Here is a 24891-nt window from a genome sequence, read left to right on the forward strand (position 1 = left end):
GGGATGAATCACCACAGGCCCGTACGGGCAGGCTCAAAGTTGCGGCGAGACGGCCGCAATCGTCACCGTTTCGACGGTCTCGGCGGCCGGGTACTTGCGCGATCCGCCGCGCCCGTGTGGACTACGCCCAATGCTGCGCGTACGCGCGCCGCCGAAAGACATTCACCGAACATGAGCAGGAGGCACCCCGTGAGCGCGACCGCGGACCACGCGGAGAGCCTGGCCGCCCGGCTGGGTTTCCAGTCCGAACAGGTGGTCCAGGAGATCGGCTACGACGACGACGTCGATCAGGAATTCCGTGACGCCGTCGAGAAGCTCGTCAGCGAGCTCGCCGACGAGGACTACGACGACGTCGCCGACGCGGTGCTGTTGTGGTTCCGCGACGAGGACGGCGATCTGACGGACGCCCTGGTCGATGCGACCGAGCTGGTCGAGGACGGCGCACTGATCCTGCTGCTGACCCCCAAGACGGGCCGTGACGGCTACGTCGAGGCCAGCGACATCAGCGAGGCAGCCGAGACGGCCGGCCTCTCCCTTGCCAAGGGCCTGCCCGTCGGCAAGGAGTGGACCTCCACCAAGCTGGTGACGCCGAAGGCCGCCAAGGCCAAGCGCTGAGCCGCGCCCCCGCAGCCGAGCGGGACGCACCCCGCCGACCGGAATCACCCCGGTCGGCGGGGTGCGCGCTTTCCCCGGGCGCACGCCCGTTCCCCTCCCGGAGGCGGTACCCCATAGGCTGGCCGCACCCGAACAGCCCAACGCAGGCATGCAGGAACGAAGGGATGCGACAGATGGCGATCGAGGTCGGCAGCAAGGCCCCGGAATTCGAGCTCAAGGACAACCACGGCGCCACCGTGCGGCTCTCCGACTTCCGGGGGGAGAAGGCCGTCGTGCTGCTCTTCTACCCGTTCGCCTTCACCGGCGTGTGCACCGGTGAGCTGTGCGAGCTGCGCGACCAGCTCCCCCGCTTCCAGAACGACGAGGTCCAGCTCCTCGCGGTCTCCAACGACTCGGTGCCCACCCTCCGGGTCTTCGGCGAGCAGGAGGACCTGGATTACCCGCTGCTCTCCGACTTCTGGCCGCACGGCGAGACCTCCCGCGCCTACGGCGTCTTCGACGAGGACAAGGGCTGCGCGGTCCGCGGCACCTTCATCATCGACAAGGACGGCATCGTGCGCTGGACCGTCGTCAACGGGCTGCCCGACGCACGCGACCTGAACGAGTACATCAAGGCTCTCGAAAGCCTCTGAACGGGTACGCCGTCCGATCCGCGGGAAATCCGGTGACGGGCGGGAACCCGTCACTAGGATCGGGACGTTGATCCGACAGCAACCGCACGAAGGGGCGCAGCCCCACACCGAAACCCAATGGAGGACCCGTGGGAGTCAGCCTCAGCAAGGGCGGCAACGTCTCGCTGACCAAGGCCGCGCCTAACCTGACGGCGGTCATCGTCGGTCTGGGCTGGGACGCTCGCACCACCACCGGTGTCGACTTCGACCTCGACGCCAGCGCGATCCTGACCAACGACCAGGGCAAGGTCGCCAACGACTCGAACTTCGTGTTCTTCAACAACCTGAAGAGCCCGGACGGCTCGGTCGAGCACACCGGCGACAACACCACCGGTGAGGGCGAGGGCGACGACGAGGCCATCAAGGTCAACCTGGCCGGCGTCCCGTCCGATGTCGCCAAGATCGTCTTCCCGGTCTCGATCTACGAGGCCGAGACCCGTCAGCAGAGCTTCGGCCAGGTGCGCAACGCGTACATCCGCGTCGTGAACCAGGCGGACAACAGCGAGCTCGCCCGCTACGACCTCTCCGAGGACGCCTCGACGGAGACCGCCATGGTCTTCGGCGAGCTGTACCGCAACGGCGCGGAGTGGAAGTTCCGCGCGATCGGCCAGGGCTACGCCTCGGGCCTGCGTGGCATCGCCCAGGACTTCGGCGTCAACGTCTGAGTCCTGGCCCCAGCCAGCCGGCTGTGACCCCACAGCCGTTTCCTGTCCGGCGCCGTGCACTGTGTGTACGGCGCCGGACCGGCTTTACCCGCACCACCGGAACCACCGGTTCTACCGGCGGCACGGCAGCACCACCGCAACACCGGCACCACCGCAGTACGGCACCGCAACACCGGCACCACCGCAACACCGGCACCACCGCACCACCATCACCACGTCGTCCGGGGAGGACCACAACATGGGCGTCACACTCGCCAAGGGGGGCAATGTCTCCCTGTCCAAGGCCGCACCGAACCTGACCCGGGTCCTGGTCGGTCTCGGATGGGACGCGCGCTCGACCACGGGCGCCGACTTCGACCTCGACGCCAGCGCGCTGCTGTGCCGCGACGGCCGGGTGCTCGGCGATGCGTACTTCGTCTTCTACAACAACCTCAAGAGCCCCGAGGGCTCCGTCGAACACACGGGGGACAACCTCACCGGCGAGGGTGAGGGCGACGACGAGTCGATCATCATCGACCTCACCAAGGTGCCGGTGGAGGTCGACAAGATCGTCTTCCCCGTCTCCATCCACGAGGCGGAGGCCCGCCGGCAGAGCTTCGGCCAGGTCAGCAACGCGTTCATCCGCGTGGTGAACCAGGCCGACGGCCAGGAACTGGCCCGCTACGACCTCACCGAGGACGCCTCCAGCGAAACCGCGATGATCTTCGGTGAGGTCTACCGGTACGGCGGCGAATGGAAGTTCAGGGCGGTGGGACAGGGGTACGCGTCGGGGCTGAGGGGCATCGCTCTAGACTTCGGGGTCAACGTTTCGTAAAGCCGTACAAGACGATGGGGTGCCAGTGGTTCTCAAAACCTTCGGCTGGTCGTTCGCAATCACTGCGCTCGGTCTGGCCGCAGCGGTGTTCTACGGGGGGTGGACCGCTTTTGGGATCGTGGCGATCCTGTCGATCCTCGAAATCTCGCTGTCCTTCGACAACGCGGTGGTCAACGCCGGCATCTTGAAGAAGATGAATGCCTTCTGGCAGAAGATCTTCCTCACGGTCGGCGTTCTGATCGCGGTCTTCGGCATGCGGCTGGTGTTCCCCGTCGTCATCGTCGCGATCACCGCCAGCTTGGGCCCGATCGAAGCCGTCAATCTGGCTTTGACCGACAAGGACCGTTACCAGCAGCTGGTCACCGACGCCCACCCGGCGATCGCGGCCTTCGGCGGAATGTTCCTGCTGATGATCTTCCTCGACTTCATCTTCGAGGACCGGGACATCAAGTGGCTCGCCTGGCTGGAGCGTCCGCTGGCCAAGCTCGGCAAGATCGACATGCTGTCCGCGTGCATCGCGCTGATCGTCCTGGTCATCACCTCGGCGACCTTCGCCACCCAGGCCCACCAGCACGGCGGCGCACACGTCGACAAGGCGCAGACCGTCCTGGTGTCCGGCATCGCCGGTCTGATCACCTACATGATCGTCGGCGGTCTCTCCGGCTACTTCGAGAACAAGCTCGAAGAGGACGAGGAGGCCGAGCACGAGGCGGAGGAAGCGGCGAAGAAGAGCGGCAGCCCCGTCCCCGCCGTCGTCATGGCCGGCAAGGCCGCCTTCTTCATGTTCCTCTACCTCGAAGTCCTCGACGCCTCCTTCTCCTTCGACGGGGTCATCGGCGCCTTCGCCATCACCAACGACATCGTGCTCATGGCCCTCGGCCTCGGCATCGGTGCCATGTACGTCCGGTCGCTGACGGTCTACCTGGTCCGCCAGGGCACCCTGGACGACTACGTGTACCTGGAGCACGGCGCGCACTACGCCATCGGCGCGCTCGCCGTGATCCTGCTCGTCACCATCCAGTACGAGATCAACGAGGTCATCACCGGCCTCGTCGGCGTCGTGCTGATCGCCTGGTCCTTCTGGTCCTCCGTGCGCCGCAACAAGCGCCTGGCGGAACTGGAAGGGGTGCCCGTCGAGGCATGAGCCCGGCGGGAATGCGGAACGCTCCAAGTGCGGGGCGGCCTGGGGGTCCACGGACCCCCGGGCCGCCCCGCTTCCGTACGTCAGTGGGCTTCAGGGGGGTAGGGGACATGGGTTTCTTCGGCAGCTTCTTCGACGGCGGCCTCTTCGACGGCATCAGGGGCGCCCGCGCCATGCAGTTCGACTCGGGCAGCGCCTCGTCCAACGCGATCGAGCTGACCAGGCGGCACCCGACGGTGTCGCTCACCAAACAGGGGGCCGTCCACGGCAACCTGCGCGTCAACCTCTCCTGGCGGATGCGCAGCTCCGACATCGGCGGCCGCTCCGGCCAGAGCGGCCGGCTCCTGCGGCACCCGTTCAAGCTCTTCAAACCCGACATGGTGCAGGCGCACACCCAGGGCATGGTCAACGTCGACCTCGACATCGGCTGCCTGTACGAGCTGACCGACGGCACGAGGGGAGTGGTCCAGCCGCTGGGGAACCTGCACGGCGACATCAACAACCCGCCGTACGTGAAGCTCAGCGGCGACGACCGGTTCGGCGCGCCCTCGGGAGAGACGATCTTCGTCAACCTCGACCACGCCGACGAGATCAAGAGGCTGCTGGTCTTCGTCTACATCTACGACCAGACCCCGGCCTTCGACCGCACCCACGCCCTGGTCACCTTGTACCCCAGCACCGGGCCGCGGATCGAGATCCAGCTGGAGGAGCGCCACCCGCAGGCCCGGTCCTGCGCCGTGGTGTCGCTGGAGACCGTCAAGGGCGAGCTGACGGTGCGCCGCGAGGTGAAGTTCGTCTACGGGTTCCAGGCCGAGCTCGACCGGCTGTACGGGTGGGGGCTCCAGTGGGGGCGGGGCTACAAGAGCACCAAGGCCTGACCGGCACCGGTCAGGCCCTGGTGCGCGGGGCCGCAGGTCAGGCCCCGGCCCGCGCGGGGCGGGTCAGCGGCGGATGAACTGGGGACCCTGCACCGGCAGCCGGAAGGCGGAGTCGCCGCCCGGCCCGGGAACCGGTGACACCGGCTGCGGGTAGCCGTAGGCGGGCTCGACGGCCGGCGGGGCCTGCGTCGGGGGAGCGGGCACCGGGGGCGCCGCCGGCATCGGGGGCGTGGCCGGGGCAGGCGCCGCCATCGCGGCCGTCTGCTCGTCGGTGGTTCCGGGGGCGGGGCTCGCCGCCTGGTCCGGGGCGTTCTCGTCCACGGAGATCCCGTGGTCCGTGGCCAGCCCGACCAGCCCGTCCGAGTACCCCTCGCCCAGGGCGCGGAACTTCCACCCCTCAGCGCGGCGGTAGAGCTCGCCGCAGATCAGCGCCGTCTCGGCGCCCGTCTCCGGGTGCACGTCGAAGTAAGCCAGCGGTTCGGAGCCGCCGGTGGAGGTGGCGTCGTACAGAAGGATCCGCAGGTCATGGACCCGCTGGAACGGCACGTCCTCGGCGGAGGCCACCACCAGGACGCGGTCCACCGCGGTGGGCACCGCCCGCAGGTCCGCCTGGACGGCGTCGGTGATCGCCTCGCCGATCTGTTTCTTGCCCAGGCGCCACACCGCCCCCGAGGGGTGCCTGGGCTGGTTGTAGAAGACGAAGTCCTCGTCGGAGCGCACGCGCCCGTCCGCCCCCACCAGGAGCGCGGACGCGTCCACATCCGGTACCTCGGCCCCGGTGGTCCAGCGCAGCACCGCCCGGACCGCCACGGCGGACACCGGGATGTTCGAGCCCTTCTGCATCGCGTGCGTCATGCCGGTCATCCTGCCCTCCCGGCCATGACCTGGACAATGCGGCCCCCCGTAGTCACGTGCCGGTAGCCACTTGTACGGAACGCGAGACGTGGGCATGGTGCAAGAGGGTTACCTGAACTTCATGTGCTTGCGGAACTCTCGACTCTCATTCGTACGTACTATTACCGGCCACGCCAGTTGGGCCGCCGAGGCAGTACGGGGGAAGCGCATGCGTCACTTCGGGCACATTTCGCCCAGCGTCCGCAAGGACCTCTTCCACCAGGAGCCGGCCGAATTCACCGCCGCCTCGCCCGCCCGTACGCTCGCCGCCGGCCTCGGCGCCACCCTCTACAGCCCGGCGGTCCGCCCCCACCTCGCCGACGACATCCGCAAGCAGGCGGCCCGCGGAGTGGTCTCCATGGTGCTCTGCCTGGAGGATTCCATCAGCGACGGCGAGGTGACGGCCGGCGAGGCCAACCTGATCCGTCAGTTCGCCGCACTCGAAGAGGACCACGAACAGCTCCCGCTCCTGTTCATCCGGGTACGCACCCCCGAGCAGATCCCCGACCTCGTGCGCCGCCTCGGCGGCTCCGGACGCCACCTGGCCGGATTCGTACTGCCGAAGTTCACGGAGAGTCGCGGAACCGCCTTCCTCGACGCCGTCACCCAGGCGGAACAGGTCTCCGCCGTCGCCCCCCTGTACGCAATGCCCGTCCTGGAGACCCCCGACCTGCTCCACCTGGAAACCCGGGTCGAAGCCCTCGCCGGGATCTCCCGGACGGTCAACCGCTACCGCGAGCGCGTCCTGGCCCTGCGCCTCGGCGTGACCGACTTCTGCTCCGTGTACGGACTGCGCCGCACCCCCGACATGACCGCCTACGACGTCAAGATCGTCGCGGGTGTCATCGCCGACGTCGTGAACGTCCTCAGCCGCGCCGACGGCACCGGCTTCACCGTCACCGGTCCCGTCTGGGAGTACTTCCGCAGCCAGCAGCGCCTCTTCAAGCCGCAGCTGCGCCGCAGCCCGTTCCTGGCAGAGGGCGTCGAAGAGCTGCGCACCGCCCTCATCGAGCACGACCTCGACGGGCTGCTGCGCGAGATCGAACTCGACCGGGCCAACGGACTGCTGGGCAAGACCTGCATCCACCCCGCCCACGTCACGCCCGTCCACGCGCTGTCGGTGGTCTCCCACGAGGAGTTCAGTGACGCCCAGGACATCCTGCGCCCCGAGCGCGGCGGCGGCGGGGTCATGCGCTCCGCCTACACGAACAAGATGAACGAGGTGAAGCCCCACCGGGCCTGGGCCGAGCGCACCATGCTGCGCGCGGAGGTCTTCGGTGTGGCCAGGGAGGAGGTCGGCTTCGTCGACCTGCTCACCGCCGGGCTCCAGGTGTGAGACGGCCGTCGGACACGGATTTTTCAGCGCTCCCCGATCGTTTCCGGTGGTGGGGGCTTTCCACGGAGAAGGGCAAGACGATCGAAGAGGTGTGGTCGGGAACCTGGGTCGCGGACCGGCTGGGCGTGCGCCTGGAACAGGGCGCGGCGCCGGGGCGGACGATGGTGCCGGGGCAGGCTGCGCCCGGGGGGCCGCCGCTGCGTGAGCTCCTGGGCCTCGCCCTGCGCCGCAACCCCAAGCGCGCCCACCTGCTGGTCTCCCGGATCCTCGGCAAGCACGTCCCGCAGTCCCCGGCGGCCGTGCACGCCGCCGGATACGGGCTCGGCGAACGCGTCCGGGGCCTGCTGGGCGGGGAAGCCGCCGACGCCGTCGTCCTCGGGTACGCGGAGACCGCCACCGGCCTCGGCCACAGTGTCGCCGACGGCCTCCGTGACGCCCCCTACCTGCACTCCACCCGCCGCCCCGTGCCCGGTGTCGAGCCCGCGGGCGGCTTCGAGGAGGCCCACTCGCACGCCACCTCGCACCTGCTGCTGCCCGAGGACCCGAAGCTGCTGACCGGCAGCGGGCCCCTGGTACTGGTCGATGACGAGTTCTCCACCGGCAACACCATCCTGAACACCATCAGCGACCTGCACGCCCGCCACCCCCGGCCCCGCTACGTCGTGGTCGCCCTGGTCGACATGCGCTCCCCGGCCGACCGCGAGCGGCTCGACGCCTTCGCCGCCGGGCTCGGGGCCCGGATAGACCTCGTCGCCCTCGCCTGCGGGACGGTCCGGCTGCCCGAGGACGTGCTGGCCAAGGGGCAGGCGCTGGTCGAGGAGCACGAGACCCGGGGTGCCCCGGCCGAGGCCGGCCCGGCGGCCCCCGTCCGGCGCATCGGCCTGGACTGGCCCGCCGGGCTGCCCGACGGGGGCCGGCACGGCTTCACCCCCGCCCACCGGGCCCGGCTGGAGGCGGCGCTGCCCGCGCTGGCTGCCCGGATCGACGCAGAACTCGCCGCCGGGCCGGGGGGCGGGGCCGACGCCGGGCCGGGGGCGGGGACGGCGGCTGGGCGGCCCCGGCGGGTCCTGGTCCTGGGCAACGAGGAGCTGATGTACGCGCCGCTGCGCCTCGCGCGGGCCCTGGAGGAGTCCGGGGCGCCCGCGGGACGCGAAGTCCGCTTCTCCACCACCACCCGCTCGCCGGTCCTCGCCGTGGACGACCCCGGCTACGCCATCCGGACGCGGCTGACCTTCCCGGCCCACGACGATCCCGCCGACGGGCCGGGGGAGCGGTACGCGTACAACGTCGCGGGCGCCGGCTTCGACGCCGTCGTCGCCGTGGTGGACTCCCACGGCGACACCGACGCGCTGCACGCCCCCGACGGGCTCCTCGCCCGGCTCGCCGCGCACACCGGCCAGGTGCTGCTGGTGGTGGTGCCGTCGTACGTACCGGGGACACCGTCGCAAGCCCCCGCGGCGGTCCCCACCGAGCCCTACGACCGGCAGGAGCCGATCATGACCGAGCCCCTGCGCGGGCCCGCCTTCTCCTCCTACGCGGCCGAGGACGTCGGCTGGCTGCTCCAGGACTTCTCGGCCGTGGAACTGGAGGCCCCGACCGAGGAGCGCGAGGAGGCCATCCAGGCGGGCGGCGCGCACTACGCCGAGTCGCTGCCCGTGGAGTACCAGCCGTCCCCCGAGTACCAGCGGCTGTACCAGAGCGCGCTGACCGCCTCCGCCGCCCGAATAGCCCGCGCCGTGGGCACCGTCACCGAGACGGTGCTCGCCGAACGGTCACCCTCGCCCGTGCTCGTCTCCCTCGCCCGCGCGGGAACCCCCGTCGGTGTGCTGATGCGGCGCTGGGCGCAGGCCCGGCACGGACTGCACCTGCCGCACTACGCCGTCTCCATCGTGCGCGGGCGCGGGATCGACGCCAACGCGCTGCGCTGGCTGGCCGCCCACCACGACCCCGCCGACGTCGTCTTCGTCGACGGCTGGACGGGCAAGGGGGCCATCACCCGGGAGCTGCGCGACGCCCTGGCGGAATTCGACGGGTTCGACCCGGAGATCGTCGTCCTCGCCGATCCCGGCTCGTGCGTGGCGACGTACGGCACCCGCGAGGACTTCTTGATCCCCTCCGCCTGCCTCAATTCCACCGTCTCCGGACTCGTCTCGCGTACGGTGCTCAGGTCCGACCTGGTCGGGCCCGCCGACTTCCACGGCGCGAAGTACTACCGCGAGCTCGCCCCCGCCGACGTGTCGGTCGCGTTCGTCGACGCCGTCGCCGCCCGCTTCGACGAGGTGGCCGATGCCGTGGACGCCGAGGTCAAGGAACTGCTCGCGGCCGACCGGACCCCCACCTGGGAGGGCTGGGCGGCGGTCGAGCGGATCAGCGAGGAGTACGGGATCCACGACGTGAACCTGGTCAAGCCCGGCGTCGGCGAGACCACGCGCGTACTGCTGCGCCGGGTGCCGTGGAAGATCCTCGCCAAGCGCGGCGCCGGCGCCGACCTGGACCACGTACGCCTCCTCGCGCAGCAGCGCGGGGTGCCGGTCGAAGAGGTCGACGGGCTGCCCTACACCTGCGTGGGACTCATCCACCCCCGCTTCACGCGCGGCGCCACCGGCGCCGACGGAAAGGCCGTGGCCTCCAAGTGACCGTCCTCGTAGCCAGTGACCTCGACCGCACGCTCATCTACTCGGCGGCAGCCCTCGGCCTGACCATGCCCGACCCGGTGGCGCCCAGGCTGCTGTGCGTGGAGGTCCACGAGAGCAAGCCGCTGTCGTACATGACCGAGACCGCGGCGGCCCTGCTGGCGGAGCTGACCGCCGACCCGGGCGTCGTCTGGGTCCCGACCACCACCCGCACGCGCAAGCAGTACCAGCGCATCCGCTTCCCCGGACGCCCCGCGAAGTACGCCATCTGCGCCAACGGCGGGCAGCTGCTCGTGGACGGCGTACCGGACCGGGACTGGCGGCGTCAGGTCGCGGCGCGGCTGGCCGAGGAGTGCGCCCCGCTCGCCGAGGTGTACGCACACCTGCTGGCGACCGCCGACCCGGCGTGGCTGCGCAAGGCGCGGGTGGCGGAGGACCTGTTCGCGTACCTGGTGGTGGAGCGGGCGCTGGTCCCCGACGAGTGGCTCAAGGCGCTGGTCTCCTGGGCGGAGCCCCGCGGCTGGACGGTGTCCCTGCAGGGCCGCAAGATCTACGCCGTCCCGGGCCCGCTGACCAAGAGCGCCGCCATGCGGGAGCTGGCCCGCCGCACCGGGGCCGCCACGACCCTGGCCGCCGGTGACTCGCTGCTGGACGCCGATCTGCTGCTGGCGGCGGACCGGGGATGGCGGCCGGGCCACGGCGAACTCGCGGACGCGGGCTGGACCGCCGGGTCGGTCACGGCGCTGGCGCAGGCCGGCGTCCTGGCGGGTGAGGAGATCGTGCGCGCGTTCCGGCGAGCGGTCGGGGAACTCGGCACACTGGGCGCATGACCAAGGGCAACAGCACCAAGATCACCGACGAGCTCTACCAGTACATGCTCGACCACAACCCGCCGCTGGACGCCGTCCAGCGGGGTCTCGTGACGACCACGTACGAGAAGTTCCCCGATGCTGCGGGCATGCAGTCGGCGCACGAGCAGGGCCCGCTGCTGGCCTTCCTGGTCCGGCTGACGGGCGCCCGCCGCATCGTGGAGATCGGCACCTTCACCGGCTTCTCGACCCTGTCCATGGCGCAGGCGCTGCCCGCGGACGGCGCGCTGATCGCCTGCGACATCTCCGAGGAGTGGACGGCGTACGGCAGGCAGGCCTGGGAGGAGGCGGGCGTCGCGGACCGCATCGACCTGCGGATCGCCCCGGCGCTGGAGACGCTGCGCGCCATGCCGGGGGAGCCGCACATCGACATGGCCTACGTGGACGCCGACAAGGAGAACCAGATCGCCTACTGGGAGGAGCTCGTGCCGCGCATGCGGCCGGGAGGGCTGATCGTCAGCGACAACACCCTCTACCACGGCCGGGTGGTGGACGAGGCGGCGACGGGCGCGGCGGCCGCCATGCGCGCCTTCAACGACCACGTGCTGGCCGACGACCGCATGGAGTCGGTGCTGCTCGCCATCTCGGACGGCCTGACCCTGTCGCGCAAGCGGTAACGGCAGCCGCCGCCATTTCAGGCGCAGCCGCCGTTTCAGCCGTCGCCGCGGTTTCAGCCGCAGCCGCCCCCACCGCAGCAGCCGCCGCCCATGGCGGGGGCGGGGGCGGAAGCCGGCCCGCTGCGGGCCGCACCGCCGACCGCGACCGCGGAGAGCAGCTTGACGGTGTCGGCGTGACCGGCGGGGCAGTCGGCGGGCGCCGAGGACTCGGCCATCGGACGGCTCACCTCGAAGGTGTCGTCACAGGTCCGGCAGCGGTATTCGTAACGGGGCATGGGCACAGGCTAGCGGCACCGGCCCCGCAGCCGTAGTGCTCTGGCGGGCGGGGCGTGCCTCAGGGGGGGCGTGCCTCAGGGGGTGGGGCATGCCTCAGGGGTGGGGCGGCGTGCGACGGGTGCCGAGTGCGCGCCGGGCCGCGGCGCGGTCCTCCCGGGCGGCCTCCTCGGGGTGGCGGGCGCGCCAGTACGGGTTGTCGTGCGACAGGCCGCCCCCGACCCGCCCGTACATGCCGAACCACATCAGCATCACGCCGACGACGAAGCTGAACAGCACGTTCGGGAGGTGGAACGCCAGGAAGTTGAGCCCGGTGTCCAGCAGCGCGAGGTTCACGAACCCGCTCGCGATGAACAGCAGACCCAGCGCGATGTTCAGGGTCGAGGCGAAGTTCCCGCCGACCACCATCCCGTAGAACAGCAGCGCGCCGATGCAGATCGACAGCACGCTCAACGCCCCGTTCGTGTTCAGCGCCATCACGGTGTCCCCGCCGGTGTCGAAGAACCCGATCCGGTGCACCAGCCCCAGGACGCCGAACACGACCAGCAGCAGCCCGGTCAGGCCCGCGCCCACCCGGTACACCTTGCTGAGCTTGTGATCGACCGGCAAGTGCTCGTCGAGCCGGGCACTGACCGGCCGCCGCATGTGCGGAGCCGCGTGAGTGACCATGGCGGCCTCCTCTGCCGAGGTCTGCTGAGGTCCTTCCCAGCATCCGCCGCGGGCAGTGCCCGGACAAGTTCGGCCATCAGGCGCGCGGCCCCGGAGACGGCCTACGCGTGTCCGCGCTCGGCCCGGATCTCGTTCACCACCCGGTTCACGGACGCCCGGACGCCCTCCATCTCCTGGAGGAACTGCCAGTAGTCGGGGTGGCGCCCCTCCAGCCCCGACAGCGCCCGCTCCACCCGCGCCACCGACTCGTCCAGCGGCCGGGCGTGGCGCGGATCGGGCACGGTACGGCCCTCCATCGCCAGCCGTTGCGCGTCGCGGATCGCGAAGCGGGTCCGGCGGACCTCGTCCTGGGGGTCCCGCGCCACGGCCTCCAGCCGCGCCAGCCGGTCCTGCGCCGCCGACACCGCCTCGTCGGTCGCGTCCAGGCAGGTGCGGACCTCCTCGATCAGCGCCCCCACCTCGGTCCACCGCTGGGCGTCACGTGCCCGGCCGGCCTCCGCCAGCTTCTCCTCCGCCCGCGCGACCTCCCGTACCGCCTGTTCGGGGACGTGCTGGAGGTCCTGCCAGCAGGCCGCGCTGAACCGCCGGCGCAGCTCGCTCAGCACCGGATCCACCCGGTCCGCCCGGTTGCGCAACGCCTGCGCGCGGGTCCGCAGGCTCACCAGCCGCCGGTCGACCTCCGCCGCCCGCTCCGGCAGCCTGGCCGCCTCGGCCCGTATCGCCTCCGCGTCGCGCAGGATCCGGTCGGCGCGCTGCACCGTCTCCTGCACCCCGTGCTGGGCCGCGCCCTGGTTCAGCTTGGTCAGCTCCGGCCCCAGCGCGGCGAGGCGCGCCGCCAGGTCGTCGGCCCGCATCCCCTTCGCCCGGACCTCGTCCAGCGCGTTGCTCGCCGCCAGCAGCGCCGCCTTCGCCCGCTCCCGGGCGGGCGCGACCCGGGCCAGCTGCGTCTCGGCCTTGTCCAGCAGCGGCTGCAACCCCTGCGCGAAGCGGTCCAGCTCCGCCTTGACCCGTACGAGGTCGTCCCGCGCCCGCGTCAACTGCTCCCGCGCCCGCGCGGCGACCGAACCCTCCAGCTCGGGCCGGTCCAGGTCGTGCGCGTCGACGGCCTCGATGTACACCTGGCTGGCCTGGTCGATGCGCTGCCCGAGCGCGACGAACCCCTGCGCCGCCTGCCGCGCTGCGGGCGACCCGTCCGCCGCGGCGATGGTCTCCATCGAGATCCGCAGGTCCCGCTGCGCCGTATCCAGCTCGTAGAACGCGGCCGCGGCGGCATCCTTCGCCGCCTGCGCATCGGCCCGCCGGCCCTCGTCCCGCCCACCGAACCACCGCCGGGATGCCGTTGTCACAATCCCTCTCCCGTGCCGCGTCCGCCATGCCCCGCTCCATTCTCCCCTACGCCAACGCGTTTGCGCCGGGGGTGCACCCGCCATGTAGGCTGTCGTCCTGCCTTCGGGCACCGGGCACCCCTGGTCCTCAGACCAGGGGCACGTGGGCTGTCCCCTCACCAGGCGGCCACGGCCAAGCCCTCGCGGGTGCGTAGCTCAGGGGTAGAGCGCTGCTCTTACAAAGCAGATGTCGGCGGTTCGAAACCGTCCGCGCCCACCAGCACAAAGGCCCCCAACCGATCATGGTTGGGGGCCTTTGACGGCTAAAAGTGACGGCAGTCCCTGGAGCGCTGACCCGGGTCGGGCGGCCTGGGACGGCTACACGGGGTCCACGACAGCTGGTGGTGGCTCAGCCGCAGAGGGAGGCGGCGGGGCGTCAGTCGTGGCTGGGCTGAGCGCCGTTGGGCGCCCGGATCGGGGCCAGTGCGCGGACCTTCGTCCGTCGGCTTGCGCCTGCCGCAGTACCTGGGGGAGGCGGCCAGCGCCGACGTGTTGCCGGTCGCGGATGGGGACGATGCGAGGGGGCCGTCGCCTCCCTTCACCGAACCACTCGTATGACGTCCGTCGGGGCCGGGGAAGCCGTGCGCCTTCCGCCTCGACGACCTGACCTCACATCCTGGGAGCGCGCGGTCGCCAGGCTGCCTCCCGGTGGTCGCGTGCCGGTCGCAACGCCGGACCCGCCGAGCGGGATCCCCACGGAAGGTCACGGTTCGGGCATAGCGCCACGGGCGCGCCCACGCCCCCCTACGGTGGCCGGATTCGCACTCGTCCCGTGGGGGTCTCATGTCCCATCAGTTTCCGCCGTCCGGCCCGCCCCAGCCCGGATACGGCTACCCGCCCCCGCCGGCGCCGAAGAAGTCCAACGCCGGCAAGATCGTCGGATTCTCGTGCCTGGGTGTCGTCGGCGTAGTCGTCCTGCTCGGCGTCGTCGGCGCCCTGGTCACTGGTGGCGACGACCAGAAGAGCCCTTCGCGACCCGTCGAGGCCGTGGCCTCACAGCCCGTCAAGGCCCCGGAGGTCCAGCCTTCCAAGGCGCCGGAGAAGAAGCAGTCGGTCACCGTCACCGCCCAGAAGACGGCCTTCAAGGCGAGCGTCCTCGCGCAGGGCGACGGTTACACCAGCGTGTCCGTCACCGTCACCAACAACTCGACGAAGCCGATCAACGTCAACCCGCTCTACTTCACCCTCACGGACACCAACGGCACCAAGCACGCCTCCCAGCTCGCGGTGGACGAGAACCAGATCGACACCGTCGAACTCGCGCCGGGCGAGAACATCACCGGTGCCGTCACCGGCAAGGGCGCGTTCAGCGCGAAGACGGTGACCTATACGGACGGGCTCATCGGCGAGGCTGTGCGCGCCGAGGTCCCCTAGCCGGCCACGCGCACCCACGACGCCTGCGCGCCTGCGCCGGCACGCAGGCGTCGTGAGGTCGGACAGAAGGGCATGACGGCGGTCTTGGCGGCGGGGGTGGGCCGTGCGATCGTCGGGGGATGGGGGAGTGGGTGGCGTGGGCGGCCGCGCTCGTGGGCGGGGCGGGATACCTCGTACTGGAGCGGCGGGCCCGGCAGGGGTTCGAGCGGAGGCGGGAGGCCGAGCGGGAGCGGTTGCTCGCGCTGCTACCGGCACCCCGGGCGGAGGCGGGCGATCCGAAGTACGCGGACGTCGGTGGGATACCGGTCAGGACCGCGGCCCGGGGCGACGATTTCACCCCGCTGCTCGTCGAGTACTACGCCTACGGGCTCACCCAGGCGCGCAGCAGCTTCGTGACCAGCCAGCGCTTCGCCGGGGCCGGGGCGGTGATCCTGCTCGGCGGGGTGGCGCTGGCGGTGTGGAAGGCGGAGAGCAGCGGCGACCTGTACCTCGGCATCGTCACCAGCTCCGTCGGACTGGTCGTCACCGTCATCGGGCAGCTCTTCCACCGCAGGGCCGACGTCGCCCTGCGCTACATGGCCGGGCAGACGGCCTCGCTGCGGGACGACCGGCGCTCGGCGGAGTCGATGGCGCAGGCGGTCCGGCTGCTGGACGAGGTCGCCGATCCGGAGCTACGGGGACGGCTCCAAGCCGGCCTGATCATGAAGCTGTCCGGGGCCGAGCTGCCGGAGCAGGGCCCGGCCGCGGGGTAGCGGAGCCATAGTGGAGGTATGTGCCGTTCCATTAAGACCCTGCGCCCGCCCGCCATCCCGGAAAAGGCCACGGAGGAGGAGATCCGCGCAGCCGCCCTCCAGTACGTGCGGAAGGTCTCCGGGTTCCGGGCGCCCGCCGCACACAACCGGGAAGTGTTCGACGCCGCCGTGGACGCCATCGCCGAAGCGACGGCAGCGCTCCTCGACGGTGTGCACGTACGGGGCCGGGAGCCGGTCGCCCAGACCGGGTGACGGGAGGTCGTCAGGCGTGCGGTTCGCGGCGTCGGCGCAGCACCCACAGGCCGGCGCCCAGCGCACTCGCGACGAGCGCGCCGCCGATGGCGACCGGACCCGTACTCACCGTATCCACGCTGCCGCCGAGCCCGCCGCGGGCGGCGCCGAGGCTGACGGTCAACGTCACCGTGACGCGTTCACCGCCGGTGCCGCCGCACTGGAAGGTGACGGGGTGGGAGCCGGTCGTGGCGCCGCCGAAGACGATGGCACTGCCGGACAGCCGGGTGGCCTGAGCGTTGCCGGGCGCGAGCTGGACGTCCCCGAACGCGGGTGAGGACGCCCTGGCGGTCCGGCTGCTACAGCCCGTGACGCTGAGGTTGACGCGGCTGCCGGGGGCGACGACCCCGGGCGAGACGGACGCGGAGGCGTTGGCGTGGGCGACGGTGGCGGGTGTGACGGCGGTGACGGCGAGCGTCGCGGCAGCGGCTCCCATCAGGCGGTACCGCTTGCGGGTAGCGGGCATGGGAACTCCTCGGGCTGCTCGAAACGGCGCGGCCAGGACACGGGTGGGACGCGGATTCGGTCGCGCTCCGTGTTCAGGACGCTAGAAGCCCGGCCCCGAACCGGCGATCGCAGCCGGGTGAACGGGTGACCCGCTGCCCCGGCCGGCCTACAACCGGCCCGTCTGGTGCTGCCGGAGCCGGAGCCGGGCCCGGCGCCTGCGCACCGCGTCCGGAGCCCGGCGTCCGGACACCGTCCCGACCAGACGGCCTACGCGGCCGGTGCCGCCGACGGCAACGGGCGGCGCAGCAGGAACACCGCGAGGGAGCCCGCCGCGAACAGGGCGATCACGGAGACCGCCGTACCCAGCCACGCCGCGCCCAGCCACTGCGTCCCGAAGTAACCGAGCGCCACGCTGTAACCGGCCCACGCCATGCCCGCCAGCACCGACCACGGGAGGAACTCGCGCACCTCGCGCTGCGTCTTGCCCGCACCCAGGGACACCACCGAGCGGCCCGCCGGGGCGAAGCGGGCGATCACCACCAGCGCGCCGCCCCCACGGGCCAGAGCCACGCCCAGCCGCTCATGGGCCCGGGTCAGCCGGCGCGAACGGGCGATGACCCGGTCCAGGCGGGCACCGCCGCGCCGCGCCAGCCGGAACGCGGCCATGTCGCCCAGCACGGAGGCCGTCGTCGCGATCACCAGCAGCGCCATGACGTCCGGCACCCGCGCGTGCACCGGCGCCGCCGAACCCGCGGCCCCGGCCGCCGCCGCTGCGGCCGCCGAGGTGATCACCAGGACCCCGCTCGGCAACACCGGCAGGAACACGTCGAGCACGACGGACACCGCCACCACGGCGTAGATCCAGGGGCTCGAAGTCAGCGAACCCAGAGCCTCAAGCAAAGCGGGACTCCCCAGTCCGAAGCGCCGCGTCGTCGCGGGGAGCGGCAGGGGCGGCTTGACAGCCATACAGCGTACGCCCGACGCCGTAGCCCCCGAGCCCCGGGGCCGTCGGTCCGTCAGCCTCCCTGCGCAGCCCACCGCCCGCGGTCCCCGGCAGCAGCCGCCCGCCCCCGGGCCCGCCCCCCGGCCGCACTCGGGCCGGACCTCCGTCGGCCGCCCCGCGCCGCTCGGCCGTGCGCGTTACTCCGGTTCGGTGAGCCGCCGGTCCAGCACCGTCACCAGCCGGGCCCCCGAGCCGCCCGAACGGGCCTGGTCCAGCCACAACCTGGCCGTCCGCCCCGCCAACGCCAGCGTCATCAGCTGGTTGCCGAACCAGGGTCCGCCCGTACGCCGCCAGCTCAGCGGCGGCCGGCCGGTACGGCCGTGGCGGGAGAAGCCGCGCCCCAGCCACCGCCCCAGCCGCGACCAGCCCAGCCGGAAGCCGAGCTTCACCGCGAAGTGGATCGAGTTGTGGACCGGTGAGCAGGTCAGCTGGAACACCCGGGCCGTGCTGGGTATTCGGGGCTCGGCCACATACGCGTGGTGCACGTCCCCGGACAGGACCATGACGGTCGCCGGAGCCCGCGGGCCCGTGGCCACCTCCTCGATCAGATCACTCAACGCCGCGAACGAGGCCGGGAACGCCGCCCAATGTTCCAGGTCGGCGCGCCGGCGCAGATCCTCCCCGATCCGCGCCCACCGCGGCCCGCGCTCCCCGCGGCACAGCGCCGCGTTCCACACCTCCGCGTCGTGTATCAGCGGCGGCATCAGCCACGGCAGGGAGGACCCGATCAGCAGGTGGTCGTAACCACCTTGCCCGGCCAGGGCGTTGTCCCGGAGCCACTGGTGTTCCGCCGGGTCCAGCATCGCCCGGCCGTCCTCGGCGAGGACCCGCGCCGCACGGGTGTCCACCATCAGCAGCCGCGAGCGGCCGAAGTCCCGCCGGTAGCTCCACCGCTCCGAACCCGGATCGGCGTCCGCCCGGGCCGCGAAGGCGCGCAGCGCGTCCGTACCGTCCGGGCAGGCCCGTACCGCCCCGTACAGCTCGTCGGCGGCGAGCTCGGCCGGGGAAAGATTGCCGAGGTGCTGGTACACCCAGTACGACATCAGCCCGCTGAGCACCCTCTCCTGCCACCAGGGCGTCGCCCGCATCCCCGCCAGCCAGGCCTCGCTGGTGTTCCAGTCGTCCACGACGTCGTGGTCGTCGAACATCTGCAGACTGGGCACGGTCGACAACAGCCAGCGGATCTCCGGGTCGAGCCAGGACTCGTAGTAGAGCCGGGTGTACTCCTCGAAGTCCGCGACCTGGGCGCCCGGAGGCTCCCGCAGGTCCCGCCGGGCCGCCAGCCACCGGCGGGTCTCCCGCGACAACTGGTCGGCGTACACCTGGTCGCCCAGGAGGAGAAGGACATCCGGCCGGACCGCGTCCGGCTCGGCGGCCATCCGGGCCGCGAGGGTGTCCAGCGCGTCGGGACCGTGCGGCCCGCGCCGGCCGGCGGGCGGCGCCGCCTGCCGGCAGGACCCGAACGTCATCCGCAGCTCCGGCGCCGTCCGGCCGGGTCCGGCGACGGCGGGCGTGGTGATGGTGCTCGGCGGGAAACCGCTGTCGGGCAGGGGCCACACGCGGACGCCGTCGAGCAGCACCTCGTACGCCGTGGTCGCACCGGGGGTCAGGCCCGTTATCGGGACCAACGCGTAGTGGTGGCCGGCTATCTGGAAGGTGCGCACGCTCCCGGCGGCGCCGTCCGTGCACCGCACCTCGGCGGTGCACGGGCGGTCCGCCTCGATCCACACCGTGGCGGAGCCGCCGTCGTCCCAGTCGACGTAGCGCAGCAGCGGCCCCAGACGCAGTCCGGCCATCCGACTCCCCCTCCTTCTCATCCCCTTCGATCACGGTACGGGGTGGAGGGGGAGCCTGGCCTCCCCCTGACGGGGGAGAAAGATCGCAGTCCGTTTCCCGTGAGCGCAGTCCGTTTCCGCGGGGCGGGGGACCGGGGCCGGAGCGGGCGCCGAAGCGGTGTCAGCAGCCGTTGAGGACGTTGACCAGGGCCGTCTTCTCGCCGGAGTTCATGCTGAGGCCCCAGTACTGCTTCACGTTCACCCACATCCGGGCGTACGTACAGCGGTAGGCGGTCCGGGGCGGCAGCCACGTGCCGGGGTCCTGGTCGCCCTTGGACTGGTTGACGTTGTCGGTGACCGCGATGAGCTGCGGCCGGGTGAGGTCGTTCGCGAACTGCTCGCGCTTGGCGGTGGTCCAGGAGGCGGCGCCCGAGCGCCAGGCCTCGGCGAGCGGTACCACGTGGTCGATGTCGACGTCCGAGGCGGCGGTCCAGGTGGCGCCGTCGTACTCGGAGTACCAGCTTCCGCTGACTGCCGAGCAGGAGGAGTTGACGGTCACGCCGGAGCCGTCGCGCTTGAGGACGGTCTCGCGGGTGTCGCAGGAGCCGGAGACCGTGCTCCAGTGCGGGAAGAGGGTGCGGCTGTAGCCGGAGAGGGAACCTTCCGCCACCGGGGTCACCGTGGCCAGGTACGAACGGGCCGCCGCGGCACTGATCGGGGCGGGCGGGGACGCCTGGGCGGTGGGCGCGCTGACGAGGGAGGTCAGGGCGGCGAGCGCGGCGGCCGGGGCGAGGACGCCGATCCGGCCGGCTCGACGCGCGTAGACGGAGGGTATGAACGCCATGGGGGCTCCCTTGATGCGTGGGGGTGATGGCCGTGCGACCCCGGCGGGTCGCGGCCATGGTGGCGGCGCCAGGTGTCCGACGGGTGGGCGCCAGGTGACAGGGTGCCGACATGGGCACGTCACATCAAGGAGTTCAACGGTCCCGAGTGGTAAAGGAGTTGAGGGGGAGGGGGAAGTGGCCGGGCGAGCTGGGGTCAACGTCACATTCCGGACGCCCCTGAGTGGCGGCGGGCATCGCGTACCCTGGAGGAGCGAAGGGGAGTAGCTCTACGCCGGACCGTCGACATACTGCTGGGTCACACCAGCCGGCGCCCGGAGGCAGACCGCGTCAGCGGCCGGCCAGCGAGACCTTCGGCCGCAGTGTCCTGGAGCCGCGCATTCCGCGTGGCGACGTACCGGGGTGCCGCCGTGCCGAAGCGACCCCCGATCCACCCAGGTCTCTCGGTACGACGGCGTCCTGCCCGACCGATTGAGGTTCAGCCCCCGTGTTCAGCTTCACCGTCACGGCGATCGCCTTCGGCGTCGTCTTCCTCGCCGAACTCCCCGACAAGACGGCCCTGGCCGGACTGATGCTCGGCACCCGCTACCGCGCGTCCTACGTCTTCGTGGGCGTCGCCGCCGCCTTCGCCCTGCACGTCGGCCTCGCCATCGCGGCGGGAAGCGTGCTCACGCTGCTTCCGCACCGGCTGGTACAAGCCGTCGTGGGCGTGCTCTTCCTCGCGGGGGCGGCCGTGCTGCTGCTCAAGAAGAGCGATGACGAGGAGGAGGTCAAGCCGCCCGCCGACCAGTCCTTCTGGAAGGTGTCGGGGGCCGGTTTCATGCTGATCCTGGTGGCGGAGTTCGGTGACCTGACCCAGATCATGACCGCCAACCTCGCCGCGCGGTACGACAACGCCGTCTCTGTCGGCGTCGGGGCGGTGCTGGCCCTGTGGGCGGTCGCCGGCATCGGCATCCTGGGCGGGCGCACGCTGATGAAGTACGTGCCGCTGCGGCTGATCACCAAGGTCGCGGCCGCGGTGATGGCGGCGCTGGCCGGGTTCTCGCTGTACGAGGCGATCACGGGCTGAGGTCCGTCCCGGCGGGGTGGTGATGCCGGGTGCCGGGTGCCGGGTGCCGGGTGCGGGGTGTCGGGTGCGGGGTGTCGGGTGCGGGGTCGCTGCGGGCGCCGCGGACGGTGCGCAGCTCGTGCGCCCGCGCGGGTTGCGGCGCCCCGCGCGGGTTGCGGCGCCCCGCGCGGGGCCGTCCCGCTGCCCCGCGGGGCGGCACGGAGCCTGATCCACCGCTTTGGCCGGGTGGGCACTCGGGTCGCGCCCCGGGCGGCCTTCAAGCCCCGGGAGGGGCTGGAATGCCCCTGCGGGGCGGAGCTGAACCCGGGCGCTGACCCGCCGCCCTGGCCGGGGCGGTGCCCTGCCGGCCGTGATGGTGCTCTGTCGGCCCGTCATCGGACGGCCTGGGCCCGGAAGGCCCGGACGGGCCGGGGCCGCCCGGCCCCCGGGGTGGTGAGGCCGCTCTGCGGGTCTCCCCGTTGACTGCTCCCGGCGGCCGCCCTGCGCATGTGCCGACGGGCGGCGTGCTCCTTGGCGCGGCCGTTCGTCAGCGTGCGGAGTGGTCCACAGTGCGGCCGAGCCTGGTGCCGCCGTAGGTAACCAGGGGGGTCCCCTCTGAGCAGGCCGGACGGGGGCGGGTGACGGGCCGCTCCGGAGGGCCGGTGTGGGTGGCTCGCGCTGCGGCCACAGCGTGATTCCTCCCCGGCCCTGGTCCCTCCCAGGGTGAGGCGTTCGGTCGCGTGCCACAGCGAAGTGGGCGCGGGGCGTAGGGCTGGCCGAGGCTGGTGTCGCCGTAGGGCGCCAGGGGGTCTCCTCTGAGCAGGCGGGACGGGGGCGGGTGACGGGCCGCTCTAGAGGGCCGGTGTGGGTGGCTCGCAGTGTGGCCGCGGAGTGGTGCCGTCCCCGGCGGTCCCGCCCAGGGTGAGGCGTTTGGCCGCGTGCCACAGCGGCGCACAAGGCCGGCCGAGCCTGGTGCCGACCGCGGGAGCCCGACAGGCACGCGCCGACGCACGGTACGAGCCACCCGGGCACCGGCACCGGCCTCGGCCGCTGCCCGTTCGCGGGTCGTTCTGCCGGGGCCCCAAGGGCTGTCCCGTGATCCGCGGTGGGTGAGCGCGGGGCGTCGGGGCGCGGTGCATCGCACGGCCCAGGGGCCATTGCCTCCTCAGGCGGTCTCGACATGTCGGTCGCCGTCGCGTGGATGCGCGACAAGGGTGCGACCCGATGTCGGGCTCGTCGTACTGGCCGATGCCGGCGGTGTAGGTGCAGGGAGGGTGAGCGCGGCGTTCCTGGGCGGGGCTGGGGGCGTCCTCACACTGGGCGTACGCGGGCGATCCGACAGCACGGCGAGATGCCGTAGCCGGCGCCCGCGCGCCCGGGGTTACCGGACAGCCCTGAGCCCCCTGCGGGCACTGATGCCGCAGCGGGGCGTACGCCACCGGCCGTCGGGCGCCGCTCCCGGAGGTACGGGAGTCGGCCGCGGGCCGGCCCGCCGGGTGGGATCCGTAGACCCGCCGGGCCGGTCAGGCGGGGGTGAGGGTGAGGGTGAGGGTGAGGGTGCCGTCCGGGGTGGAAGTGACACGTACCCGTGTCAGGTCGGGGACGTGGGCGGTCGGGGCGTGTGCGGCGGCGCGGGGCCCGATGCCGATCACGCGCATGCCGGCCGCCTGGCCTGCGGCGATACCGGCGGCCGAGTCCTCGAACACGATGCAGTCGGCCGGGTCCACGCCCAGCTCGGCCGCGCCTTTGAGGAACCCCTCGGGGTGGGGCTTGCTGGCGCCGACCGACTCGGCGGTCACCCGCACCCGCGGCATCGGCAGTGCGGCCGCCGCCATCCGGGTCCGGGCCAGGGCGGCGTCGGCGGAGGTGACCAGGGCGTGCGGCAGGTCGGCGATCGACGCCATGAACTCCGGGGCGCCGGCGATCGGGACCACGCCGTCGGTGTCGGCCGTCTCGCGGGCGAGCATCTCGGCGTTCTCCGCGTGGTTGAGCTCCATCGGACGCCCGGGCAACAGGATCGCCATCGTGGCGTAGCCCTGGCGGCCGTGCACGACCTCGAGCGCTTCCTGCGGGTCGAGCCCGTGGGCCACTGCCCAGTCCCGCCAGCACCGTTCGACCACCGCGTCGGAGTTGACGAGTGTGCCGTCCATGTCCAGGAGCAGGGCCTTGGCGGAGAGGGCGACGGTGGTGCGGGCGGCGTTGTTGGTGGTGCTGGCCGACATCGGCGGGGCTCCAGACGGGGGACAAAAGAGAACAAGTGGTTCCGTCCCCCGGTCAGGGAGTGAGGACGGAACCACTTTGTTCCTCCACTATACAAAATCTGACGCCGTTCGCGCCACCGGCTGTCAGTGAGGGGAGGCATGATCGGCGCAGCGGTCCTCGACAGGAGACGGGAGGCGTCATGCCGATCACGAGTGAGCAGGTCGCGCGGTACGGCTTCCTGCGGCAGCTGTACGCCGACCCGTACTTTCCCGACCACGTCGTCGACAAGGGCAGGGCGGTCCTCGTGCGGCTGTGTGAGCGGGTGGAGGCGGAGCAGCCGGCCGACCTGGCGGCGCTGTACGTGCTCACCCACGCGGCGACGGACGCGTTCAATCTGCTGGAGGCCGACTTCGAGGCGGCCGGGAGCGGGATCGAGACCGTTGCGCGGGAGGCCATCGCCGAGGACTTCTGGTTCGTGGCCGCGGCCTACGGGTTCACGGACGCGGACGTCGAGGAACTCATCGCCACCCGGGAGTGGTGAGCAGAGCCACGGGGCCCGGCGCCCCGGGCGCTGGGCCGTCTCTTCCGGATCCTGCCTGACCCGCGCCGCCCGACACCGGCACCTCGCCGCGTTGTCGGGGAAAGAGGCGGCCTAGCCCTCCAGGGCCTTGCGGGTCGCGGGGCCGTAGACGCCCCAGGGGTCCTCGGTGATGTCGTTGTACCACTGGAACTCCGACACCGCGTCCTCCGTGGACTTGCCGTACTTGCCGTCAGGCCGACCGCGGTACAGGCCCTGCCCGGCCAAGAGCTGCTGGAGCTTCTTCACCTCCGCGCCCGAGTCGCCGTAGCGCAGGGTCGGACCCTGCGCGGCCGGGGGCGGCGGTGGGGCGGCGGAGGTACGGCTCGGGGTGGGGGAAGGGGTGCGGGACGGCGCCGCCGAGGTGCGGGACGGGCTCGGTGATGCGGAGGGCGACGCCGAACGCGAGGCGCTCGGCGACGGCGAAGCCGAGGCGGACGCCGAAGCCGACGGGCCGGCCGAGGCGCTGGGCGATCCCTGCGACGGGACGCCCGGGGTCAAGCCCATCACCGGCGCGGACGGCTTCGCGTCGAGCAGCGTCGTACCGCCCGACCCGGAACCGCCGGACGCGCCGAGGGCCACGGCCACGCCACCGACGGCGACGAGGGCGGCGGCGCCGGCCAGCAGCAGGGGGAACTTGCGCCGCTTCTCGGGCCCCCCGCCCCCACCCTCCCCTCCCGCTGTCACGTTCGTGGTTCCCGGTGCCCGGGGGACCGCACGGAGCGGGACCGTGTGGTCCGGCCAGGGCTGCGGCGACGGTACGGGGGTCCCGTACGCCGGGGTGTCCTGGCGGGGCGGTACGGGGGCTCCGTACGCCGGGGCGTGCTCGTGGGGCGGCGCGGGCGGCACCGTGGGCAGGAGCTCCGTCGCGTCGGCGTCGGCGTCGGCGTCGGCGGGCGCGCCGGGCCCGGCCATCGCGCCCAGGACCGGCTGCGGGGACGGTCCGGCGTCACCCGACCGGCCGGTTTCGGACAGGTTGACGTACGGACGTATGCGCAGGGGGTCGAAACCCGCTACCGGAGCACACCCGCAGCCGGCGCCCGGGGCGTCGCATTCTGGACAGCGCTCAGCGCTCACTGGAAAACCCTCCCTGGGCCGATGCCAGCGATTATGCAGACCC

Annotated in this window: 25 protein-coding genes and 1 tRNA gene; 16 read left to right on the forward strand and 10 right to left on the reverse strand. The window is 72.3% G+C overall.

Translation table 11 applies throughout. From position 1 onward, the window contains the following. The first annotated feature begins 189 nt into the window (after window positions 1–189). From OG861_RS21545 to OG861_RS21570, 6 genes are all read left to right on the forward strand, one after another. Window positions 190–615, forward strand: coding sequence for a DUF3052 domain-containing protein (locus OG861_RS21545; protein ID WP_030009300.1), 426 nt, complete (start codon window positions 190–192; stop codon window positions 613–615). 173 nt (window positions 616–788) lie between these two features. Continuing rightward, window positions 789–1247 (forward strand): peroxiredoxin, encoded by a 459-nt coding sequence (locus OG861_RS21550; protein WP_329202161.1) that lies wholly within the window; start codon window positions 789–791, stop codon window positions 1245–1247. Between the two features lie 128 nt (window positions 1248–1375). After that, window positions 1376–1951 carry a TerD family protein gene (locus OG861_RS21555; protein ID WP_329194952.1) on the forward strand — a complete coding sequence of 192 codons (576 nt, stop codon included), beginning with the start codon at window positions 1376–1378 and terminating at the stop codon, window positions 1949–1951. Between the two features lie 238 nt (window positions 1952–2189). Continuing rightward, window positions 2190–2765: a TerD family protein gene (locus OG861_RS21560; protein WP_329194950.1), complete on the forward strand. Its 576-nt coding sequence runs from the start codon at window positions 2190–2192 to the stop codon at window positions 2763–2765. Window positions 2766–2790: 25 nt separating this feature from the next. After that, window positions 2791–3909 carry a DUF475 domain-containing protein gene (locus OG861_RS21565; protein WP_329194948.1) on the forward strand — a complete coding sequence of 373 codons (1119 nt, stop codon included), beginning with the start codon at window positions 2791–2793 and terminating at the stop codon, window positions 3907–3909. Window positions 3910–4016: 107 nt separating this feature from the next. Then, window positions 4017–4784 (forward strand): TerD family protein, encoded by a 768-nt coding sequence (locus tag OG861_RS21570; protein ID WP_329194946.1) that lies wholly within the window; start codon window positions 4017–4019, stop codon window positions 4782–4784. 63 nt (window positions 4785–4847) lie between these two features. Here OG861_RS21570 and OG861_RS21575 read toward each other — a convergent pair whose 3' ends face one another. Next, window positions 4848–5639 (reverse strand): TerD family protein, encoded by a 792-nt coding sequence (locus OG861_RS21575; protein WP_329202159.1) that lies wholly within the window; start codon window positions 5637–5639, stop codon window positions 4848–4850. 208 nt (window positions 5640–5847) lie between these two features. Between OG861_RS21575 and OG861_RS21580 the strand changes: the two genes are divergently transcribed. From OG861_RS21580 to OG861_RS21595, 4 genes are all read left to right on the forward strand, one after another. Beyond that, window positions 5848–7014, forward strand: a complete 1167-nt coding sequence (locus OG861_RS21580) for an HpcH/HpaI aldolase/citrate lyase family protein (RefSeq protein WP_329194945.1) — start codon at window positions 5848–5850, stop codon at window positions 7012–7014. 80 nt (window positions 7015–7094) lie between these two features. Beyond that, the gene (locus OG861_RS21585; protein WP_329202157.1) at window positions 7095–9650 is read left to right on the forward strand and encodes a phosphoribosyltransferase; all 2556 of its coding nucleotides are present in this window, start codon (window positions 7095–7097) and stop codon (window positions 9648–9650) included. After that, entirely contained in the window at window positions 9647–10477 is an 831-nt protein-coding gene (locus tag OG861_RS21590) for an HAD family hydrolase (RefSeq protein WP_329194943.1), read from the forward strand. The genes OG861_RS21585 and OG861_RS21590 overlap by 4 nt, the downstream gene beginning before the upstream one ends. Further along, window positions 10474–11133 carry an O-methyltransferase gene (locus tag OG861_RS21595; RefSeq protein ID WP_329194941.1) on the forward strand — a complete coding sequence of 220 codons (660 nt, stop codon included), beginning with the start codon at window positions 10474–10476 and terminating at the stop codon, window positions 11131–11133. Before OG861_RS21590 ends, OG861_RS21595 begins: the two co-directional genes overlap by 4 nt. A gap of 53 nt (window positions 11134–11186) precedes the next feature. Here the strand turns inward: OG861_RS21595 and OG861_RS21600 are convergent, their stop codons facing one another. The 3 genes from OG861_RS21600 to OG861_RS21610 form a co-directional block, all read right to left on the reverse strand. Beyond that, a complete protein-coding gene (locus OG861_RS21600; protein WP_329194939.1) occupies window positions 11187–11408 on the reverse strand; it encodes an FmdB family zinc ribbon protein in 222 nt (73 codons plus the stop codon). 94 nt (window positions 11409–11502) lie between these two features. Next, on the reverse strand, window positions 11503–12075 hold the full coding sequence (locus OG861_RS21605; RefSeq protein ID WP_329194936.1) for a DUF4383 domain-containing protein: 573 nt from the start codon (window positions 12073–12075) through the stop codon (window positions 11503–11505). Between the two features lie 101 nt (window positions 12076–12176). Further along, window positions 12177–13421, reverse strand: coding sequence for a hypothetical protein (locus OG861_RS21610; RefSeq protein ID WP_329194934.1), 1245 nt, complete (start codon window positions 13419–13421; stop codon window positions 12177–12179). A 184-nt stretch (window positions 13422–13605) separates the two neighbouring features. Here OG861_RS21610 and OG861_RS21615 point away from each other — a divergent pair. From OG861_RS21615 to OG861_RS21630, 4 genes are all read left to right on the forward strand, one after another. After that, window positions 13606–13680, forward strand: a tRNA-Val gene (locus tag OG861_RS21615). Window positions 13681–14243: 563 nt separating this feature from the next. Continuing rightward, window positions 14244–14834, forward strand: coding sequence for a DUF4352 domain-containing protein (locus OG861_RS21620; RefSeq protein WP_329194932.1), 591 nt, complete (start codon window positions 14244–14246; stop codon window positions 14832–14834). A 119-nt stretch (window positions 14835–14953) separates the two neighbouring features. Beyond that, on the forward strand, window positions 14954–15586 hold the full coding sequence (locus OG861_RS21625; protein WP_329194931.1) for a TRADD-N-associated membrane domain-containing protein: 633 nt from the start codon (window positions 14954–14956) through the stop codon (window positions 15584–15586). A gap of 18 nt (window positions 15587–15604) precedes the next feature. Then, window positions 15605–15838 carry a DUF2277 domain-containing protein gene (locus OG861_RS21630; RefSeq protein ID WP_329194929.1) on the forward strand — a complete coding sequence of 78 codons (234 nt, stop codon included), beginning with the start codon at window positions 15605–15607 and terminating at the stop codon, window positions 15836–15838. 10 nt (window positions 15839–15848) lie between these two features. Here the strand turns inward: OG861_RS21630 and OG861_RS21635 are convergent, their stop codons facing one another. From OG861_RS21635 to OG861_RS21650, 4 genes are all read right to left on the reverse strand, one after another. Beyond that, window positions 15849–16343: a hypothetical protein gene (locus OG861_RS21635; RefSeq protein ID WP_329194927.1), complete on the reverse strand. Its 495-nt coding sequence runs from the start codon at window positions 16341–16343 to the stop codon at window positions 15849–15851. A 248-nt stretch (window positions 16344–16591) separates the two neighbouring features. After that, window positions 16592–17224 carry a DedA family protein gene (locus OG861_RS21640; RefSeq protein WP_329194925.1) on the reverse strand — a complete coding sequence of 211 codons (633 nt, stop codon included), beginning with the start codon at window positions 17222–17224 and terminating at the stop codon, window positions 16592–16594. Window positions 17225–17464: 240 nt separating this feature from the next. Continuing rightward, window positions 17465–19123: an alkaline phosphatase D family protein gene (locus OG861_RS21645; protein ID WP_329194923.1), complete on the reverse strand. Its 1659-nt coding sequence runs from the start codon at window positions 19121–19123 to the stop codon at window positions 17465–17467. A 160-nt stretch (window positions 19124–19283) separates the two neighbouring features. Then, window positions 19284–19937 carry an HNH endonuclease family protein gene (locus OG861_RS21650; RefSeq protein WP_329202156.1) on the reverse strand — a complete coding sequence of 218 codons (654 nt, stop codon included), beginning with the start codon at window positions 19935–19937 and terminating at the stop codon, window positions 19284–19286. A gap of 494 nt (window positions 19938–20431) precedes the next feature. On the opposite strand from OG861_RS21650, the gene OG861_RS21655 reads away from it, so the two are divergent. After that, on the forward strand, window positions 20432–21013 hold the full coding sequence (locus OG861_RS21655) for a TMEM165/GDT1 family protein (RefSeq protein WP_329194921.1): 582 nt from the start codon (window positions 20432–20434) through the stop codon (window positions 21011–21013). 1502 nt (window positions 21014–22515) lie between these two features. On the opposite strand, the gene OG861_RS21660 is transcribed toward OG861_RS21655, so the two are convergent. Further along, complete coding sequence (locus tag OG861_RS21660; RefSeq protein ID WP_329194920.1) at window positions 22516–23214, reverse strand: HAD-IA family hydrolase; 699 nt, start codon at window positions 23212–23214, stop codon at window positions 22516–22518. 179 nt (window positions 23215–23393) lie between these two features. On the opposite strand from OG861_RS21660, the gene OG861_RS21665 reads away from it, so the two are divergent. Next, complete coding sequence (locus tag OG861_RS21665) at window positions 23394–23735, forward strand: DUF5713 family protein (protein ID WP_329194918.1); 342 nt, start codon at window positions 23394–23396, stop codon at window positions 23733–23735. A 111-nt stretch (window positions 23736–23846) separates the two neighbouring features. Here the strand turns inward: OG861_RS21665 and OG861_RS21670 are convergent, their stop codons facing one another. Then, window positions 23847–24848 (reverse strand): peptidoglycan-binding domain-containing protein, encoded by a 1002-nt coding sequence (locus OG861_RS21670; protein ID WP_329194916.1) that lies wholly within the window; start codon window positions 24846–24848, stop codon window positions 23847–23849. Between the last annotated feature and the right edge of the window lie 43 nt (window positions 24849–24891).

The organism is Streptomyces sp. NBC_00539 (assembly GCF_036346105.1).
Taxonomy (GTDB): Bacteria; Actinomycetota; Actinomycetes; order Streptomycetales; family Streptomycetaceae; genus Streptomyces.

Bases quoted from the DNA above. Each gene is read 5' to 3' on its own strand.
- OG861_RS21550 (WP_329202161.1), top strand. From the start codon at position 789: ATGGCGATCGAGGTCGGCAGCAAGGCCCCGGAATTCGAGCTCAAGGAC.
- OG861_RS21560 (WP_329194950.1), top strand. From the start codon at position 2,190: ATGGGCGTCACACTCGCCAAGGGGGGCAATGTCTCCCTGTCCAAGGCC.
- OG861_RS21570 (WP_329194946.1), top strand. From the start codon at position 4,017: ATGGGTTTCTTCGGCAGCTTCTTCGACGGCGGCCTCTTCGACGGCATC.
- OG861_RS21575 (WP_329202159.1), bottom strand. From the start codon at position 5,639: ATGACGCACGCGATGCAGAAGGGCTCGAACATCCCGGTGTCCGCCGTG.
- OG861_RS21580 (WP_329194945.1), top strand. From the start codon at position 5,848: ATGCGTCACTTCGGGCACATTTCGCCCAGCGTCCGCAAGGACCTCTTC.
- OG861_RS21595 (WP_329194941.1), top strand. From the start codon at position 10,474: ATGACCAAGGGCAACAGCACCAAGATCACCGACGAGCTCTACCAGTAC.
- OG861_RS21600 (WP_329194939.1), bottom strand. From the start codon at position 11,408: ATGCCCCGTTACGAATACCGCTGCCGGACCTGTGACGACACCTTCGAG.
- OG861_RS21605 (WP_329194936.1), bottom strand. From the start codon at position 12,075: ATGGTCACTCACGCGGCTCCGCACATGCGGCGGCCGGTCAGTGCCCGG.
- OG861_RS21620 (WP_329194932.1), top strand. From the start codon at position 14,244: ATGTCCCATCAGTTTCCGCCGTCCGGCCCGCCCCAGCCCGGATACGGC.
- OG861_RS21625 (WP_329194931.1), top strand. From the start codon at position 14,954: ATGGGGGAGTGGGTGGCGTGGGCGGCCGCGCTCGTGGGCGGGGCGGGA.
- OG861_RS21630 (WP_329194929.1), top strand. From the start codon at position 15,605: ATGTGCCGTTCCATTAAGACCCTGCGCCCGCCCGCCATCCCGGAAAAG.
- OG861_RS21635 (WP_329194927.1), bottom strand. From the start codon at position 16,343: ATGCCCGCTACCCGCAAGCGGTACCGCCTGATGGGAGCCGCTGCCGCG.
- OG861_RS21645 (WP_329194923.1), bottom strand. From the start codon at position 19,123: ATGGCCGGACTGCGTCTGGGGCCGCTGCTGCGCTACGTCGACTGGGAC.
- OG861_RS21660 (WP_329194920.1), bottom strand. From the start codon at position 23,214: ATGTCGGCCAGCACCACCAACAACGCCGCCCGCACCACCGTCGCCCTC.
- OG861_RS21665 (WP_329194918.1), top strand. From the start codon at position 23,394: ATGCCGATCACGAGTGAGCAGGTCGCGCGGTACGGCTTCCTGCGGCAG.